The 2352-nt window shown below is 64.9% G+C and carries 2 protein-coding genes and 1 pseudogene; 1 reads left to right on the top strand and 2 read right to left on the bottom strand.

The features are described 5' to 3' along the window. Both ACFWPJ_RS30610 and ACFWPJ_RS30615 read right to left on the bottom strand, forming a co-directional pair. Positions 1-205 (bottom strand): annotated as a pseudogene (locus ACFWPJ_RS30610) (hypothetical protein); the annotation flags it as partial. An 80-nt stretch (positions 206-285) separates the two neighbouring features. Beyond that, positions 286-1842, bottom strand: coding sequence for an FAD-binding oxidoreductase (locus ACFWPJ_RS30615; protein ID WP_378856663.1), 1557 nt, complete (start codon positions 1840-1842; stop codon positions 286-288). Between ACFWPJ_RS30615 and ACFWPJ_RS30620 the strand changes: the two genes are divergently transcribed. Next, a partial coding sequence (locus tag ACFWPJ_RS30620; protein WP_378856665.1) for a TetR/AcrR family transcriptional regulator occupies positions 1831-2352 on the top strand: 522 nt, incomplete at its 3' end. The genes ACFWPJ_RS30615 and ACFWPJ_RS30620 overlap by 12 nt on opposite strands.

The following is a 2352-nucleotide window of genomic DNA, read 5'->3' on the forward strand; positions in this document are numbered from 1 at the left end:
GGGGTTGTATCAATACTATTTGGGCATACTGGCCCCCTATAAGTGCCAGATTGTGCGGCCCCGAAAAATGGACGTGGGTGAAATCGAGAAGATCCATGACGCCGGCCGCCAGTGTTGTCGCGAATGCGATCCAGCGGCGTGGGTCGGCCTGTGCCGAGTCGATATCCGACGGACCGGCCTTTTCTGGCTGAAGGTGCGATACCACAATTCTCCTGTCTCAGTTCACTGTGAGTCCAACTCAGTGCGTCCGGCGAGCGTGGCCGGGATGTAGACGCGCTACAGTGCTCAGCGCCCGGCGGCCTGGTCCAGAACGGGAAAGTTGCTGCGGAATACGCCCGTTGGATCCACGCTGCTCTTGACGCCGCGCAGTCGATGCAGAGTCCCGGGGTCGAAGGCGTCGATGGCCGCTTGCGTGGGGCTCAGCAGTGTGAGCGGCGTTCGTCGGCCCCGCGACCGGTCGAGTGCGCCGAGGTACAGCTGGATCCGATTCTCGTTCGCCGCAGCTGCTTCCGGTGTCGGCTGACCGCCGATGAAACTGATGTAGTAGGGCGCGGCGACAGCACCAGGTGAACTGTCCGACTGCCGCGCGATCGCCCCGCCCAGGTGACGAATCTGGATAGCGCCCAGAGGCTCCATCGACGTCGTCAGCAGCGCCTCGACATCGACGTCGGTCAGCCCGTCCAACAACTCGACATGCGAGCGAATCGAACTGGGAGCGGTGGGTTCGCCGACGATCGTGCCCAGCTCAGCAGTCGTCATCGGCCTGCGGCTGTCGACCATGCGGCCGTCGATACCGTCGAATGCTCCCAGCAGGGCCTGAGCCGTGGTCGCGTCACCGAGATAGGTGGTGTCGATACCGACCATCGGCGGGGCACCGTCCATGCGCAGCAGGCTGAACCAGACGGTGAGCTCGTCGGGTGCGTTCGCGGTGATCTCCCGGAACGCCGCCATCACCCGCGCCGCGCGATCGATGGGCCACAGCATCTTTCCGCCATAGAGGGCCGGCACCGGGTACAGCGTGAACTCGAGCGCCGTAACGAGTGCGTAGTCACCGCCGCCACCCCGCAACGCCCAGAACAGATCCGGCTCCGACGACGCGGTGACCCGTCGTGCCCGGCCATCGGCGTCGACAATGTCGAATGCGGTGGCGCTGTCGGAAGCCCACCCGAATCGCCGTGCGAACCAACTCAATCCGCCACCGAGGGTGTAGCCGGTGACTCCGACGACTGGTGAACTGCCCGCCACGCCGGTCAGCCCGTGTGGGCTGGCCGCCGCCTGCACCTGACCCCAGTTGACGCCCGCGCCGACCCGTGCGATTCGGGTGCCGGGATCGATCTGCACCTCGTTCAGCCGATTGGTGCGCACCAGGATTGTGCCGTCCACGGCATGCGAGGGGTTATGGCCGTTCGGCTGCACCGTGAGTGCGCGGCCTGCCTCCCGGGCATATCGGATCAGCGCAGGTGCGTCGTCGGCGTCGGCGAGTTCCACGACGGCGCGGACAGACTGATCGACGGTCAGATTCCACGGCGTGCGGGCGTGATCGAAGCCGGCATCACCGGGGAGAAGCACGCGGCCCCGAACGATGGCGCGTAGTCCCGTGTCGTCGGTGAGTACATCCGCCCCGGAGCCATGTGTCGTACACGCCGCGGCAAGGAGCCCCCCTCCGATGGCTAACAGACGGCGCCGAGTCAGCTCAGCATCTCCGATTCTCCCGCCCTGACCAGCAATCATGCCATCCCCTCGGTTCGGTCGTTTACGAAACAGTAGATGCCTGTTTCGTATCTGCAAATGCGATACAGGACACAGTTGTTTCGTAACTACGCAGGGGATATGCTGCACCATGTGCTGCCACCAGACGATGCCACCAGGCCGAAATCCGGCGGTCGCCCCCGGGATCCGGAACGCGACATCGCACTTCTGGCCGCCGTCAGCGAGATCCTTCCCGAGGTCGGATACGACCGGCTGACAATGGATTCCGTCGCTGCGCGAGCGGGCGCGAGCCGCGCCACCGTCTACCGGCGCTGGAAGGACAAGTCGGAGCTGGTTCGTGACGCGGTCCGGATGCTGGCTTGGACCGAACCATTGCCCGATACGGGCAGTCTGCGATCCGATCTGCTCGCCGTGGGCGCCATGTATCTCGACCGCAATGGCCCACGGGATGCGATCCTGTCCGCGATCGCGGCCTCCATCAACCGCGATCCGCAACTGCGTGAAACCGTGGAACAGGTCATCGCCGAACCGCGCCGTGCCGCATACGCCGCCATAGTCGAACGGGCCCGTGATAGCGGGGAAGTTTCCGACGGGGCGGATACGGGTCTCATCGCGGACGTATTTACCGCGATGTTATTAGAC

Source organism: Nocardia sp. NPDC058497 (assembly GCF_042720195.1).
In the GTDB taxonomy this organism is placed as follows: Bacteria; Actinomycetota; Actinomycetes; order Mycobacteriales; family Mycobacteriaceae; genus Nocardia.

Excerpts from the sequence above, each read along its gene's own strand:
- ACFWPJ_RS30615 (WP_378856663.1), bottom strand. The coding sequence starts at position 1,842 with ATGGTGCAGCATATCCCCTGCGTAGTTACGAAACAACTGTGTCCTGTA.